General features: G+C 67.8%; 15 protein-coding genes, 1 pseudogene and 1 riboswitch. Of the genes and pseudogenes, 11 read left to right on the top strand and 5 right to left on the bottom strand.

Going from position 1 to position 14,526, the window contains the following annotated elements; translation table 11 throughout:
• Both RH90_RS10055 and RH90_RS10050 read right to left on the bottom strand, forming a co-directional pair.
• A pseudogene (locus RH90_RS10055) lies at window positions 1–697 on the bottom strand (glycine cleavage system aminomethyltransferase T); the annotation flags it as partial.
• A 163-nt stretch (window positions 698–860) separates the two neighbouring features.
• A riboswitch (glycine riboswitch) is annotated at window positions 861–963 on the bottom strand.
• 65 nt (window positions 964–1,028) lie between these two features.
• Window positions 1,029–1,706, bottom strand: coding sequence for a hypothetical protein (locus RH90_RS10050; RefSeq protein WP_198283401.1), 678 nt, complete (start codon window positions 1,704–1,706; stop codon window positions 1,029–1,031).
• A 104-nt stretch (window positions 1,707–1,810) separates the two neighbouring features.
• Between RH90_RS10050 and ispH the strand changes: the two genes are divergently transcribed.
• Genes ispH through rnhA form a run of 3 tightly spaced genes read left to right on the top strand, consistent with a single transcriptional unit; the run spans window position 1,811 to window position 4,182 of the window.
• Window positions 1,811–2,767, top strand: coding sequence for a 4-hydroxy-3-methylbut-2-enyl diphosphate reductase (ispH, locus tag RH90_RS10045; protein ID WP_010185470.1), 957 nt, complete (start codon window positions 1,811–1,813; stop codon window positions 2,765–2,767).
• A 3-nt stretch (window positions 2,768–2,770) separates the two neighbouring features.
• Window positions 2,771–3,721 carry a homoserine kinase gene (gene thrB / locus RH90_RS10040; protein ID WP_010185469.1) on the top strand — a complete coding sequence of 317 codons (951 nt, stop codon included), beginning with the start codon at window positions 2,771–2,773 and terminating at the stop codon, window positions 3,719–3,721.
• Window positions 3,718–4,182 (top strand): ribonuclease HI, encoded by a 465-nt coding sequence (gene rnhA, locus RH90_RS10035; protein ID WP_010185467.1) that lies wholly within the window; start codon window positions 3,718–3,720, stop codon window positions 4,180–4,182. The genes thrB and rnhA overlap by 4 nt, the downstream gene beginning before the upstream one ends.
• On the opposite strand, the gene RH90_RS22585 is transcribed toward rnhA, so the two are convergent.
• The 3 genes from RH90_RS22585 to RH90_RS10025 are packed head-to-tail and all read right to left on the bottom strand — an operon-like array spanning window position 4,179 to window position 6,443.
• Window positions 4,179–4,352 (bottom strand): YegP family protein, encoded by a 174-nt coding sequence (locus tag RH90_RS22585; protein ID WP_010185465.1) that lies wholly within the window; start codon window positions 4,350–4,352, stop codon window positions 4,179–4,181. The two genes, rnhA and RH90_RS22585, sit on opposite strands and share 4 nt — an antisense overlap.
• 46 nt (window positions 4,353–4,398) lie before the next feature.
• Window positions 4,399–5,493 (bottom strand): NAD(P)/FAD-dependent oxidoreductase, encoded by a 1,095-nt coding sequence (locus RH90_RS10030; protein ID WP_010185464.1) that lies wholly within the window; start codon window positions 5,491–5,493, stop codon window positions 4,399–4,401.
• A complete protein-coding gene (locus RH90_RS10025; RefSeq protein WP_010185463.1) occupies window positions 5,490–6,443 on the bottom strand; it encodes an alpha/beta fold hydrolase in 954 nt (317 codons plus the stop codon). The genes RH90_RS10030 and RH90_RS10025 overlap by 4 nt, the downstream gene beginning before the upstream one ends.
• A gap of 48 nt (window positions 6,444–6,491) precedes the next feature.
• Between RH90_RS10025 and RH90_RS10020 the strand changes: the two genes are divergently transcribed.
• From RH90_RS10020 to RH90_RS23940, 8 genes are all read left to right on the top strand, one after another.
• On the top strand, window positions 6,492–6,974 hold the full coding sequence (locus RH90_RS10020; RefSeq protein ID WP_029625214.1) for an A24 family peptidase: 483 nt from the start codon (window positions 6,492–6,494) through the stop codon (window positions 6,972–6,974).
• 35 nt (window positions 6,975–7,009) lie between these two features.
• On the top strand, window positions 7,010–8,041 hold the full coding sequence (gene cpaB, locus RH90_RS10015) for a Flp pilus assembly protein CpaB (RefSeq protein ID WP_010185461.1): 1,032 nt from the start codon (window positions 7,010–7,012) through the stop codon (window positions 8,039–8,041).
• Window positions 8,041–9,738: a type II and III secretion system protein family protein gene (locus tag RH90_RS10010; protein ID WP_010185460.1), complete on the top strand. Its 1,698-nt coding sequence runs from the start codon at window positions 8,041–8,043 to the stop codon at window positions 9,736–9,738. Before cpaB ends, RH90_RS10010 begins: the two co-directional genes overlap by 1 nt.
• 20 nt (window positions 9,739–9,758) lie before the next feature.
• A complete protein-coding gene (locus RH90_RS10005; RefSeq protein WP_010185459.1) occupies window positions 9,759–10,400 on the top strand; it encodes a CpaD family pilus assembly protein in 642 nt (213 codons plus the stop codon).
• Entirely contained in the window at window positions 10,400–11,686 is a 1,287-nt protein-coding gene (locus RH90_RS10000; protein ID WP_010185458.1) for a pilus assembly protein CpaE, read from the top strand. Before RH90_RS10005 ends, RH90_RS10000 begins: the two co-directional genes overlap by 1 nt.
• A gap of 74 nt (window positions 11,687–11,760) precedes the next feature.
• Window positions 11,761–12,735: a type II secretion system F family protein gene (locus RH90_RS09995; protein WP_010185457.1), complete on the top strand. Its 975-nt coding sequence runs from the start codon at window positions 11,761–11,763 to the stop codon at window positions 12,733–12,735.
• A 4-nt stretch (window positions 12,736–12,739) separates the two neighbouring features.
• Window positions 12,740–13,738 carry a type II secretion system F family protein gene (locus RH90_RS09990; RefSeq protein ID WP_010185456.1) on the top strand — a complete coding sequence of 333 codons (999 nt, stop codon included), beginning with the start codon at window positions 12,740–12,742 and terminating at the stop codon, window positions 13,736–13,738.
• Window positions 13,739–13,816: 78 nt separating this feature from the next.
• A complete protein-coding gene (locus RH90_RS23940; protein ID WP_010185455.1) occupies window positions 13,817–14,473 on the top strand; it encodes a hypothetical protein in 657 nt (218 codons plus the stop codon).
• Window positions 14,474–14,526 lie beyond the last annotated feature (53 nt).

Here is a 14,526-nt window from a genome sequence, read left to right as displayed (position 1 = left end):
CCCACCCCAACCCCTCCCCTGAAGGGGAGGGGCTTTTCGGGTGCCAGTCGAACGCGCCCGCGGTCATGAAGACGAGATCGCGGACGCCCGGCACCAGCCGCGCGAGCGCATCGACCGCCTTGGGCCCCTGCAGCGCGAGCAAGGCCTGGTCCTCGAGATGATTGATCGCAATGCCATCGGGCAGGAATTCGAGCAGATGCGCGATATCGTCGATCTTGGTCGCGCCGTTGACGACCATGTAGAAGGTCGGCGCGTCGGGATCGGTCGGCGACGCGTCGAGCGGCGACCAGCCCGCGGGTTCCGCTGGCTCGACCGCTTCTTCATCCGCGGCGAACGGGCTCGCGGCGGGCAAGTGCGTGACCATCAGATCGTCGAGGATGCCGCCATTCTCGGCGAGCAGCAGCGAATAGCGCTGCTTGTTCTCGGCAAGGCCAGCGATGTCGGCCGGGAGCAACGCTTCGAGCGCCGAGACCACGTCCGCGCCGCCCTCGGCGCGGAAGACGAGCTGGCCCATATGGCTGACGTCGAACAGCCCGGCCGAGTCGCGCACCCACAGATGCTCGGCCATGATGCCTTCATACTGGACGGGCATGTGATAGCCGGCGAATTCGACCATCCGCCCGCCCTGCGCGCGGTGCCAGCTATCGAGCGGCAAAGTCTGCGTCGCGATCTCGTCGGGAATCTCGGTGTCGCTCATGTCGGGCCTTCCGTGGTGGGACTACGGCGCGGCCCGACGCGATTGCGCCGGAGACCCACACCGCCCCCTCTGTCACGGATACCTGAGAGCTTTGACCTGCGTATGGCAGGCTTACCCCTTCGGTGGCCCCGCCAACGCGGCGGAAGCGCTTTCCAGAGTGTCGTTAGCCCGCGCGGTCCGGTTGCCTGAGAGATTCCGGGGCGGTTGCTCCTTCGGCGGTCCGTATCGGCCTTGCGGCTGACCGGACGCTCTCCCGCGCGTGCCTATGCGAGTTGCCCCGCATCGACGCAGCCGGTTTGACGCGCTGCAGCAAGCGAGTCAACGCGGCAGATCAGCGCGTCGCGTTATATTTCAGCTGGTCGTCGGTGAGCTGGAAACCGACCAGCGCCTCGAAGGTCGCGCGCAGCACTGCCTGGCGCACTTCGGGGCGGCTCAGCGGATCGACCGCGGCATCGTCGCCGCCGGCCTTGCGCTTCTCGGTCAGCTTCTTGCGGACGTCGTCGGGCAGCGTCGCCGCCGCACGTGAGACCGTCGCGGTACCCGTACCTTGCACCACAGCACGCGCCTGCCCGGCGTCGAAATGGAGCACCGCGCGCCCGACGCGCTTGGCGATGACGGCGTTGCCGCCCTGAACCACCGTCACGAAATAGGGCAGCGTCACGTCGCGCGGGGCTTCGGTGCGGACGCGGCGCCCCTCGACCGAGAAGGTCACGTTGGTCAGCACGTCGGCGCCGGTATCGTCGCAGGTCGAGCGCACATTGGTGATCACCGCGGTCACGTCGATCGCGCTCGAGTCGCGGCTGGTCGCCGGGTCGAACAGCGTGATGTCGCCGGTATGCGCGGGGACCTCGACGCTGGGGCACGGGCTGCGCACCGCGGTGATGCCGCCGGTCTCGTCAAACTCGCCCGTGGTTTTGCACCCGCCCAGCAGCGAAAACGCCGACAGCAGAAGCACTGGAGCGGCGATGGTCGATTTCCGGAGTGTCACGGGGGCACGCACCTTATTCATGCAAAAGGAATCCGCTGACCGAGGAGGAATTTCGGCGCAGATGGCGCCGCCACCATAGGAAGCGCCTTCCGCCCGCGCAAGCAATCGCGTAGGCTCGGGGCCTGATGGTGAGCGCTTCCAAGCCCAGACTCGATTTGATCATCGCCGCGCCGCGCGGCTTTTGTGCCGGGGTCGATCGCGCGATCCAGATCGTCGAGCTGACGATCGAGAAATACGGCGCACCGGTCTATGTCCGCCACGAGATCGTCCACAATCGCTTCGTCGTCGACATGTTGCGCGGCAAGGGCGCGGTGTTCGTCGAGGAACTCGACGAGGTGCCCGCAGGCGTCCCGGTCGTCTTCTCGGCGCACGGCGTGCCCAAGGCGGTGCCCGACAAGGCGACCGAGCGCGGTCTCGTCTTCCTCGATGCGACCTGCCCGCTCGTCTCGCGCGTGCATCGCCAGGCCGAGCGATTGGTCGAGGCGGGGCGGCACATCGTCTTCATCGGCCATGCGGGGCATCCCGAAGTCGTCGGCACCTTCGGCCAGGTGCCCGAAGGATCGATGTCGCTGATCGAGACTGTCGCCGATGCCGAGGCCTATGCGCCGGCGGACCCCGACCGCCTCGCGTTTCTGACGCAGACGACGCTGTCGATCGACGACACTGCTGCCGTGGTCGCGACCTTGCAGCGGCGCTTCCCGACGATGCTGTCGCCGCGCGGCGAGGACATTTGCTACGCCACGTCGAATCGCCAAAGCGCGGTCAAGGCGATCGCGCATGCCTGCGACGCGGTGCTCGTGATCGGTGCGCCCAACTCATCCAATTCGGTACGCCTCGTCGAGGTCGCCGAACGCGAGGGAACCCCGGCCCGGCTGATCCAGCGCGCCGCCGAACTCGACTTCGCGTTTCTCGACGGGGTCAAGACGCTCGGCATCACCGCCGGCGCCTCGGCACCCGAAGTGCTGGTGCGCGAACTCGTCGATCTGCTCGGACAGCATTATGCGGTGACCGAGCAGGAGGTCGAGACCAAGCGCGAGACGATCGTCTTCAAGCTGCCGCGCGGCCTCGACGCCGCCGCCTGACCGATGGCCGTCTACACGCCCGTTTCGGCCGAGCTGCTGGCCGGCTTCCTCGCCCGCTATGACGTCGGCGCCCTCGTCTCGTCCAAGGGAATCGCCGAGGGGGTCGAGAATACCAATTATCTCGTCGATACGACGACCGGGCGTTTCGTCCTGACGCTTTACGAGAAGCGCGTCGACGGCGGCGACCTGCCTTATTTCATGGATCTGCTCGATCATCTCGCGGCGCGCGGCAACCCCGTGCCGCCGGCGATCAAGGATCGCGGCGGCGTCGCGATCCAGACGCTCGAAGGGCGGCCCGCCTGCCTGATCCAGTTCCTGCCCGGGGTTTCGGTGACGCACCCGACCCCCGCCCAGGCGTTCGCCGCGGGGCAGGCGATGGGCCGGATGCACGCCGCGCTCGCCGACTTTGCCGCCGTTCGCCCCAATTCTATGGGAGTCGCGACGTGGCAGCCGCTGCTCGACCGCTGCGGCACGGAGCTCGATTCGATCGCACCCGGTCTCCATGCCAACGCCAGCGCGATGCTCGCGTCTGTGCTGCGCGACTGGCCGAGCGACCTGCCGACCGCGACGATCCATGCCGATCTGTTCCCCGACAACGTGCTGATGCGCGGCGATCAGGTCAGCGGGCTGATCGACTTCTATTTCGCCTGTACCGACATCCGTGCGCTCGACGTCGCGATCCTGCACAGCGCCTGGGCGTTCGACGCCGAAGGCCGCACGATCGACCGCGCGGTCGGCGCCGCGCTGATCGAAGGCTATGACGCGACCTTCGGCCTGTCGGCCGCCGAGCGTGCGCAGCTCGTTACGCTCGCGAAGGGCGCTTGCCTGCGCTTCTTCCTGTCGCGCGCGTGGGACTGGCTCAACACGCCGGCCGATGCGCTGGTGACACGCAAGGATCCGCTGGCCTATCTGCGCCGCTACCAAACCTACGCCACGGACGACCTTTTCCAATGACCGACACTGCCGCCGAAATGACCCGAGTCGAAATCGCCACCGATGGCGCGTGCAAGGGCAATCCCGGCCCCGGCGGCTGGGGTGCGCTGATTCGCTCGGGAACGACCGAAAAGGAACTGTCGGGCGGCGAGAACCCCACGACCAACAACCGCATGGAGCTGATGGCGGCGATCGAGGGGCTCAATGCGCTCAAGCGCCCGTGCCGCGTGACGCTGTCGACCGACAGCCGCTACGTGATGGACGGCCTGACCAAGTGGATCAAAGGGTGGCAGAAGAACGGCTGGAAGACCGCCGCCAAGCAGCCGGTCAAGAATGCCGAGCTGTGGCAGGCGCTGCTCGACGCCGCCAAGCCGCACCGGATCGACTGGGTGTGGGTCAAGGGCCATGCCGGCCACCCCGACAATGAGCGCGCCGACCGGCTGGCGAGCGACGCCGCGGTGCTCGCGGGTCGGCGCGGTTAGGCCTCCTCGACCGGCGCGGCAGGGCCGTTCTTAAGCACCGATTCGATCGCATTGCGCGCACCGGCCTTGCTCGCATAGCCTTCGGTCCACCAGATCAGCTCGGCATTGTATTTGAACTTGGCGACATAATCGCCGGCCTTGTTCTGCTCAATCACGAACTTGTGTGCCATCGTCGCTCTCCCGGGATACGCGCCGACGATAGCGCGAATCGGGTCGTTACGCTATCGTGACGAAACGATCGGGGGCATAGCGCGTGGCGTCGATCGCAGCGACGCTCGGATCGGGCGTCTGCCCCAGCAGCAGCGCCGCCGCCACGGCCGCCGCGGCGGGCGCGGTCTGGATCCCGAAACCGCCCTGTCCCGCGAACCAGAAGAAGCCCGGCGACTCGGGCGCGAAGCCGTACACCGGCAAGCGATCGGGCGCGAAGCTGCGCAACCCTGCCCAGCGCCGCTCGACCCGCGTAATTTTCCAGTCAACCACCTGCTCGAACCGGTCGATCGCGATCGCCACGTCGAGTTCCTCGGGCTGGGCGTCTCCGGGCGCGGCTTCGGTTTCGTCGTGCGGGCTGAGCCAGAGCCGCCCGCCCGCCTCGGGCTTGAAGTAGAAATTGCCCGAGATATCGGCGACATGCGGCAAAGCCGCGGGCGCTGCCGGATCGGTCGCGAGTTGCACGACGGTGCGCCGATAGGGGGTGATGCCGATCGGCGTCACGCCCGCCACGCGTGCAACCTGGTCTGCCCAGGCACCCGCCGCGTCGACCAGGATCGTCGCCGCACACCGCCCCGCCCCGGTCGTCAGCGCCCAGCGATCGCCGCTGCGGACCGCGTCCTGCAGCGGTGCCGCGAGCAGCAGCGTCGCGCCCGCACGCTTGGCCTGCGCGAGATAGCCGGCGTGCAGCGCGGCGACATCGATATAGGTGCTGCTCGCCTCGAGCACGCCGAGCGTCCATTCGGGGCGCAGGCCCGGCACATGCGCGCGCGGATCGACCTGCTCGAGCGCGACGCCGCTCCCCGCGAACGCGGCCATAAACGTATCGATCGCCGCCGCATCACCGGCGCGCCCGATATGCAGCGAGCCGAGCTCCTGCAGAAAGCCGCCCGCGCGCAGCGTCGGCCCCGAAGCGGTGGTGAGCGGCTGGATTCCGGGCCCGCCATAGGTTTCCGACCAGAACGCCGCCGAGCGCCCGGTCGCGTGATAGCCCGGCAGATCCTCCGCCTCGAGCAGCACCACCGACGCATGCGGCGCGAGCGCGGCGGCGAGACTGGCGCCGGCGATTCCCGCGCCGACAATGGCGATGTCGTAGCGCGTCATCCGCTTTGTCCCGGGGCGCGCGCGGCGAGGAAGGCATCGATCGCCCCGATCGCGCGCGCGCGCACCGCATCGACCTCGCGCAGGATCTCGTGCGCCGCGTCGGCACCAAAGCGCGCGACCTCGGCATCGGGCAGTCGCGCAGCGACGGCATAGGCCGCCTTGGGCGCGACGAGCTTGTCGTGCTCGGGCACGACGAACAGCAAGGGCACCGCGAGCGTCTTCAGCCGCTGGTCGTCGCGCAAGCGCCGAGTCGAACGGAACGCCTCGGCCACCCAGCGCCAGCTCGGCGGCCCGAGCAGCAGCTCGGGCTTGCTCGACTGCCAGAAGATCTCGTCCTCGTAGCGATCCTGATCGTGCGTCAGCAGCGCCTGCCGCGTCTCGGTCGTCGCGGGTTTCTCGTTGCCGCGCCATGCCGGCCGTGCGGCATCGCCGACGCCGCTCAGCAGGCCAGCCAGTCGTTCGCCGAGCGTCGCGCCGAACGGGCTGTGCAGGCCAAGCATCGGCGCGACCAGCACCGCGGCATCGGGCTCGGCCGCGCCTTCGACCAGCGCGCGCAACAGCAGATGCCCGCCCATCGAATGCCCGATCGCGACGTGCGGCGCTGCGCCGCCCGCGCCGCGCCATTCCGCCCAGAAGGCGCGGAAATCATCGATATAGTGCTGAAAATCATCGACATGGCCGACATGCGCATTGGGCGACAGCCGCCCCGAACCGCCCTGCCCGCGCCAGTCGAACGATGTGATCGACCAGCCCTGCGCCTGCCAGTGTGCGAACGCTTCGAGATATTTCTCGAAGATATCGCCGCGCCCGCCTTGGAACAGCATCCGGCCGCGCGGTCGCCCGCTTGCCGGCCAGTCGAACCGCCGCAGCACCCAGCCGTCGGGCGCGGTCCAGCGTGTGATCCGCGCCGCAGCGGGAATCGTGCGGCGATACAGCTGCGGGGAAACCATGGATCATGGTTACGGTTTTGAAAGGCCTGTCGTCTAGGGCTTTCCCACATGCGTGGGGACTCTCTTTCGATCGTGCTGCTGATCCTGCTGGCACTGCTGCTGGTGTCCGCCGGCGTCCAGGACGCGCGGACGCGCGAGATCGCCAATTGGAAAAATGCCGCGATAGCGCTGCTCGCACCGGCGTATTGGTGGGCGTGCGGGCTCGCGGTCTGGCCCGACATGGCCGCCCAGCTCGGATTGGCCACGGTCGTCTTCGTGCTGTTCGTCGCGGCGTTTCAGTTCGGCTGGATGGGCGGCGGCGACGTCAAGATGATCGGCGCGCTCGCTTTGTGGCTGCCGCTCGCGCCGCTGGTGTGGATGCTGATCGTGATGTCGCTGGTCGGCGGTGCGCTGACGGTCGCGCTGTTGATCGAGCATCGGCTGCGGCGACGCACCACGCAAATCGAGATTCCCTACGGCGTCGCGATCGCACTCGCCGCCCTGTTCGCGCTTCGTGAACCGGTTTTTAACCACTTCGGTGTGATTGCTTAACGCGGGCTCAACCGCCCACGTTCGAAAGGTTCGAAATGGATAGTCGCAAGGTCCTATTGCTGGTGGGAGCGCTGATCGTCGCTGCGATCACCGCGTTCATGGCGCGGTCGCTGATCCTCGGCAGTTCGGCGCCACAGGCCAGTGCCGTGGTCGCCGCGCCGGTGATCGACGGGCCCGAAGTGCTCGTCGCGACCAAGGCGCTGCCGGTCGGCACGATCCTCGATGCGACCGCGCTAAAGTATCAGCCCTGGCCGAAGGAGCTCGTCGAGAACGCCTATTTCATCAAGAAGGGCGGCTTCGACCAGCGCACGCTGATCGGCACCGTGGTGCGCAACGCGATCACCGCCGGACAGCCGCTCACGCAAGGCGCGCTGGTCAAGCCGGGCGACCGCGGCTTCCTCGCGGCGGCGCTCGGGCCGGGCATGCGCGCGGTCACGGTTCCCGTCCAGACGCAGACGAGCGTCGCGGGCTTCGTCTTCCCGGGCGACCGGATCGACCTGATCCTGACGCAGACGGTTGCCGGCGGCGGCGACGGCCCCCCGCTCAAGGCGGCCGAAACGATCATGCGCAACCTGCGCGTGCTCGCCACCGACCAGCGCACCGACAATGGCGTCGGCGAGGATGGCAAGGCAGTCGTCCGCACCTTCTCCAACGTGACGATCGAAGCGACTCCCAAGATCGCCGAGCAGATCGCGGTCGCGCAGACGCTCGGCTCGCTCTCTTTGTCGCTGCGCTCGATCGCCGACAACAATAGCGATCTCGAACAGGCGATCGCCAGCGGCAACGTCAAGATGCCCGAGGATCCCAAGGCCGAAAAGGCGATGCTGACGCGGATCGCGAGCTCGCCCTCGGCTGGCAACGGCACGCTGGCGACCGGCGCCGACGTCTCGCGCTTCCAGCGCAGCACGGTGCCCGGCAAGGCGGCCGAGGTCGCCCCGGCAGGCGGTGCGGCAGCGCCTGCACCGAGCAGCGGTTTCCCCGGTGGGGGCGCGCTACGCATTGGGCCGATGGTCCACATCGTTCGCGGAAATGCGGTGACCGACGTCGCCGTCGAAGGGAAGAAGTAATGCGCAACCACAGCTTTCTGCATCGCGCCGTCTCGGCGACGGTCCTGACGGCGCTGATCGCGAGCACGCCGATGGCGGCGCTGGCCGCGGGTGCCAAGCCGGTCCGCAAGGCGCCGCGCGCGGCCAGTCATGCCGTCACGCATATCGGCGCGGCGCCCGCCGGCACCGTGCGGCCGACGACCGAGGTCGTGCTCTCGACCGGCCAGGGCGAGCTCATCAACCTCCCCGCCAGCGTCAGCGACGTGTGGATCTCGAACTCGAGCGTCGCCGACGTCTATGTCAGCAACCCGCACCAGATCCATCTGTTCGGCAAGGAATTCGGCGAATCGACGATCTTCGCGACGAGCGCGAGCGGCGCGGTGATCTACTCGGCGAACATCCGCGTCAGCCAGAATCTGACCTCGATCGACCGGATGGTGAAGCTCGCCATGCCCGACAGTGACATCCGCGTCACCACGGTCGGGCAGATCGCGGTGTTGACCGGCACCGTCGTCTCCCCCGAAGACAGCGCCGCGGCGCAGCGGCTCGTCACTGCCCTGCTCAACCCCGGCGTGGCGCCGGGCCCCGACGCCCTGCTCAAGATCGGCGTCATCAACCGGCTGCGCGCCGCGACACCGCTGCAAGTCAACCTCCAGGTTCGCGTCGCCGAGGTCAGCCGCAGCTTTGTCAAGAACATCGGCGTCAACCTTGCCAACCGACAGATCGGCAGCGGCGCGCTGTTCAACATCGCTCAGGGGCGCACGGGGACGATCACCACGGTGCCCGTCACGCCGGGCCAGCTTCCCGGGAGCATCAATTCCAGCGGGCTCGCGCCCGGCGCGACACAATACGGCTTCCCCGGAACGACGGGCATGGGCACCGCGCTCGGCCTTGCCGGCCACGCATTCGGCATGGACCTGCTGGCGTCGCTCGATCTGGGCGAGCGCGACGGCCAGGTCTCGACCCTCGCCAACCCCAACATCACCGTCATTTCGGGTGAGACCGGCTCGTTCCTCGCCGGCGGCGAATTCCCGATCCCGATCTCGCAAGGGCTGGGCGCGGTTTCGGTCGAATATAAGCAATATGGCGTGAGCCTGTCCTATACGCCGACGGTGCTCGCCGACGGGCGCATCTCGCTCCACGTCCGCCCAGAAGTATCGCAGCTGTCGTCGCAAGGCTCGGTGACGCTGCAGGGCATCAGCATTCCGGCGCTGACCACGCGGCGCGCCGAGACGACGGTCGAGCTCGGCTCGGGCCAGAGCATGATGATCGCAGGGCTGTTGTCGAACAACCACAACAACTCGATCGACAAGGCGCCGGCGCTCGGCGACGTGCCGGTCGTCGGCGCGCTGTTCCGCTCGAACGCCTTTCAGCGCAACGAAACCGAACTCGTGATCGTCATCACGCCGTATCTGGTCAAGCCGGTCAACGCGGCCGACATCGTCCTGCCGACCGATGGCTACAAGGCGCCGACCGATCTCGGTCGCGTCATCATGGGCCAGCTCGGCGGCGGCACCACTGGCGGCGAACGCCCCAAGCCGACGATGGCGCCGGTCGAGGCGCTGCCGCAGGGGTTCGATAGCGGCCTGCCGGTCGCACCCGGTCGCGCGCCGCCGACGCCGGGCGACCGGACGCGCAACGATCCGATCCCCGCGCCGCTTCCGCCCGCCCGCGCGCCCAAGAAGGGCGCCACCGCGGCCCCCGGCTTCAGCAATTAAACGCCAGAGGAACATCCATCATGTTCAAGCGCACGCTCCGCATCGCAACCGCCCTCGCCCCCGTCCTGCTCGCCCCGGCGTGCGCGGGAACGCAGAATCGCGGGCTCGAATCGGTCCACCAACCGGTCGTCAGTCGGACCGATTACGCGCTCGACGTCGCGACCAGCGGCGGCGACCTCGCGCCGGGCGAGGAACAACGCCTTGCCGGCTGGATGACGTCGCTGCGGCTCGGCTATGGCGATCGTGTCGCGATCGATGATCCCAATCCGTATGGCGCCGGGGTCCATGATGCCGTCGCGCGCCAGGTTGCGCATTACGGGCTGCTCGTCTCCGACGACGCGCCGGTGACCAACGCGCCGATCGCTGCGGGCACGATCCGGGTCGTCGTCACCCGCATGAAGGCGCGCGTCCCCGGATGCCCCGATTACAGCCGCAACAGCTCGACCGATTTCGAGTCCAACACCTCGTCCAACTATGGCTGCTCGAGCAACGCGACGCTCGCTGCGATGATCGCCAATCCGGCGGACCTCGTGCTTGGTCAGGCCGGGTCGGGCGTCGTCGATCAGCTTGCCTCGGCCAAGGCGATCGACAGCTTCCGCCGGGCCGCGCCGAGCGGATCGGGCGGGTCCGCCATCAAGACCGAAAGCGCCGGGGGCAAATAATGAACGCACCGTTTTCTCCAGGCCGAACCGGCCTTCGCGAACCCTTTTCGGCCTATGTCTGCGACGAGACCACGGCGGAGACGCTGCGCCCGATCGCGCTCGAAATGGGCTGGGCGCCCGAAAAGGTGAACAAGGGGGGCCTGCGCAACGCCGTCCAGTCGCTGTCGGTCTCGGCCTCGCCGCAGATCCTGTTCGTCGATCTGTCGGAAAGCGGCGATCCGCTCAACGACATCAACGCGCTCGCCGAAGTGTGCGAGCCGGGCACGGTCGTGATCGCGGCGGGCCAGGTCAACGACGTCCGGCTGTACCGCGACCTCGTGGTCAGCGGCATCCAGGATTACCTGCTCAAGCCGCTCAACCCCGACATGCTGCGCGAGGCCTTCACCAACGCGCAGGCGATCCTCAACGCGCCCAAGGCGGTCGAGGCATCGACCGAGCGGCCGCACATCTCGACCGCCTTCATCGGCGCACGCGGTGGGGTCGGCGCGTCGAGCCTCGCCACCTCGGTCGCCTGGGTGCTGAGCGAAAAGGGCGCGCGTACCACCGCCCTGCTCGATCTCGACGTGCATTTCGGCACGGGCGCGCTGTCGCTCGATCTCGAGCCGGGGCGTGGCCTGACCGACGCGATCGAGAACCCGAGCCGGATCGACGGGCTGTTCATCGAGCGCGCGATGGTCAAATCGAGCGAGCGGCTGTCGGTGCTGTCGGCCGAGGCGCCGATCAATTCGCCGCTGATGACCGACGGATCGGCCTTCTACCAGCTTCAGGAAGAGATGCGCGCGGCGTTCGAATGCACCGTGGTCGATCTGCCGCGCGGCATGCTGGTCCAGCATCCGCACCTGATCGCGGACATCCAGGTGGCGGTGATCGTCACCGAGCTGACGCTCGCCGCCGCACGCGACACGATTCGATTGCTCTCGTGGATGAAGTCGAACGCGCCGCAGACGCAGGTCGCGGTCGTCGCCAACCGCGTCCAGCCCGCCGCGCAGCTCGAGATCAGCCGCAAGGACTTCGAGGGCTCGATCGAGCGCAAGATCGATTTCAGCGTCGTGTTCGACCAGAAGCTCGCGGCGCAATCGGCCAAGCTCGGCAAGCCTTTCGCCGAAGCCGGCAAGAGCTCGAAGACGATCCTGCCGATCATCGATCTCGCCACCAATTTGATGGCAGTCGGTGATTCGGCCGAGCCGATCGACAGCGTGGGCAAGAAGAAGGCCGGCGCGAAAGGACCGTCGCTGGTCGGCAAATTCGATTTCAAGGCGATGGTTTCGCGCAAGAAGAAGGGCTGACGGTCCTGCGCGAACAAACGGTTTTTTCGGCGCCGTAAACGCCGTCGTAACGAAGCGGAGCGCTTGATAGGCTCATGGACCTGATGCCCATTCTGTCGCTGGGGGGCGGCGCGCTGATCATGCTGCTGCTGGTCGCGTTCGCCCTTGCCGGCCCCTCGCCCGAACGCGCCCGCACGCGCCGCGTGGCCGCCTTGCGCGCGCGCCACAGCGAGTCGGCGAACACGCTGTCCGATGCCCAGCTGAGGCGCATCGCGACGATGCAGAACACCCGGATGGATGTCGCCGCGGCGCGCTTTCTGCCGAACCCGGCGCTGCTCAAGAAGCGGCTGGCGATGACCGGCAAGAGCTGGACGGTCGGGCAATACGGGCTCGCGACGCTCGGCATCGCGCTCGGCGTGACGCTCGTGCTGTCGTTCCTCGGCTTACCGGTACTGCTCGGCCTGTTGCTCGGCGTGGTCGTCGGGGCGGGCATCCCGCACATGGCGGTCGGCTTCTTCATCAAGCGCCGCATCGCCAAGTTCACCGCCAAGTTTCCCGACGCGATCGAACTGCTCGTGCGCGGCCTGCGCTCAGGGCTCCCGATCACCGAGACGATCGCCGTCGTCGGCGCCGAGGTCGACGGCCCGGTCGGCGTCGAGTTCAAGAACATCACCGACAAGATGAAGATCGGCCGGACGATGGACGCAGCCCTTCAGGAAACCGCCGACCGGCTCGGCACGCCCGAATTCCAGTTCTTCGTCATCACCATCGCGATCCAGCGCGAGACCGGCGGCAACCTTGCCGAAACGCTCGCCAACCTCGCCAACGTGCTGCGCATGCGCGGCCAGATGAAGCTCAAGATCAAGGCGATGTCGTCCGAATCCAAGGCCTCGGCGTATATCGTCGGGTCGCTGCCGTTCATCGTGTTCGGGATGATCTGGATGATCAACGGCAGCTACATGCAGAACTTCTTCATCGATCAGCGGCTGATGGTCGCGGGCGGCGGCGGGCTGATCTGGATGGGGATCGGCGCGTTCATCATGAGCCGCATGGTCAATTTCGAGATCTGATGCGATGACCCCGATCGATCACCCCGCCGGCCCCGTCATCCTTGGCGTCAACGTCTACACCGTCGCGACGCTGCTCGCCGGGGTCGCCGCCTTCATGGTGCTGCTCGCGATCTATGCCGCGACCACCGCGCGCGACCCGATGACCAAGCGCGTCAAGGCGCTCAACGATCGGCGCGAGCAATTGAAGGCGGGCATCACCGCCTCGACCAAGCGTCGCGCCAAGCTCGTCACCAAGAACGAGACGACCGACCGGATCAAGGCGCTGCTGTCGAACCTCAAGGTGCTGCAGGACAGCCAGGTCAAGGCGGCGCAGGTCAAGCTGATGCAAGCCGGGATCCGCTCGAAGGAATATGCCGTCGCGGTCATCTTCGGGCGACTGATGCTGCCGCTGACCTGGGGCGTGTTCGGCGTCTATGTCGTCTACGGCACGACGATGTTCGCCGACTGGACGCCGTGGAAGGCGTACGGCCTGGTCGCGGCGAACTTCGTGCTGTCGTACAAGGCGCCCGACCTCTATCTCAACAACATCATCGCGAAGCGTTCGCTCGCGATCCAGAAGGGGCTGCCCGACGCGCTCGATCTGCTCGTCATCTGTGCCGAAGCGGGACTGACTGTCGATGCGGCGTTCGGCCGCGTGGCACGCGAGCTCGGCCGCGCCTATCCCGAGCTGGGCGACGAGTTCACGCTCACCGCGATCGAGCTCGGCTTCCTGTCGGAGCGCCGCCAGGCGTTCGAGAACCTCGCGCAGCGGGTCAAGCTCGACGCGGTCAAGGGCGTCGTCACGACGATGATTCAGACCGAGAAATACGGCACACCGCTCGCGAGCGCTTTGCGCGTACTGTCGGGCGAATTCCGCAACGAACGCATGATGCGCGCCGAGGAAAAGGCCGCGCGGCTCCCCGCGATCATGACGATCCCGCTGATCCTGTTCATCCTGCCGACGCTGTTTGTCGTCATTCTCGGCCCGGCGGCCTGTTCGATCTCCGACGCGTTCAAGCATTGAGCGGCGATTCGCGCGCCCTTGCCGCGGGGCGCGGTTGACGGCATTTTATTCTTCGACGTTTTGTCGAGGGATAAGGCCATGCTGTTCACGACATCGGAACAATTCGTCGTGCTGGCGGTGGTGCTGCTCGCCGGCTGGCTGATCGGCTTTGCGAGCGCGCCGAACGCGAGCAGGGCCAAACGCCGCGCCCGCGCGCAGACCGACAGTTTCGCCGCCTACCGCCGCGACGCCGAAGACAAGCTGCGCGCGGCACAGCAGCGCGGCGCTGACCTGAAGGACGAGTTGGCGACGCTGCGCGCCGATCACGCCGATGCCGAGCGGACGATCGCGCGGCTGCGCGCCACCACCGCCCCGCGCGTCGGCGCGGAAGCGGACGGACCGGCAGTGCCGGCGGCGGCAGAGCCCATCGACGCGCCAATCGCCCCTCCCGTCGCCCCGCCCGCTCCGCTCCCGACCAGCCCGCGCGCCTGGCCCGCGGGGACCGCGCGCGACGATCTCACGCGGCTGCGCGGGATCGACGGGTTGCTCGCGACGCGTCTGTTCAGCCTCGGCGTGATGCGCTTCGCGGATATCGAGCGGCTCTCCGACGAAGACGAGATGGCGCTCGAACAGCGGCTCGCGCTGCCTGTCGGCACGATCGCGCGCGACCAGTGGCGCGCGCAGGCAGCCTTGCTGCGGGCGGGCGCCGAGGATGCGCATAGCGCGCGGTTCGGAACCGGATTGGCGGACGACTAGGGTCGGTACCGTAACGGCGATCGTCCGTCGCGCGCCGACGCGCTTATCTCCCG

Origin of the sequence: Sphingomonas sp. PAMC 26605 (assembly GCF_000241485.1) — a bacterium.
Classification (GTDB): domain Bacteria; phylum Pseudomonadota; class Alphaproteobacteria; order Sphingomonadales; family Sphingomonadaceae; genus Sphingomonas.
This window is presented reverse-complemented; position numbering and strand designations above follow the sequence as displayed.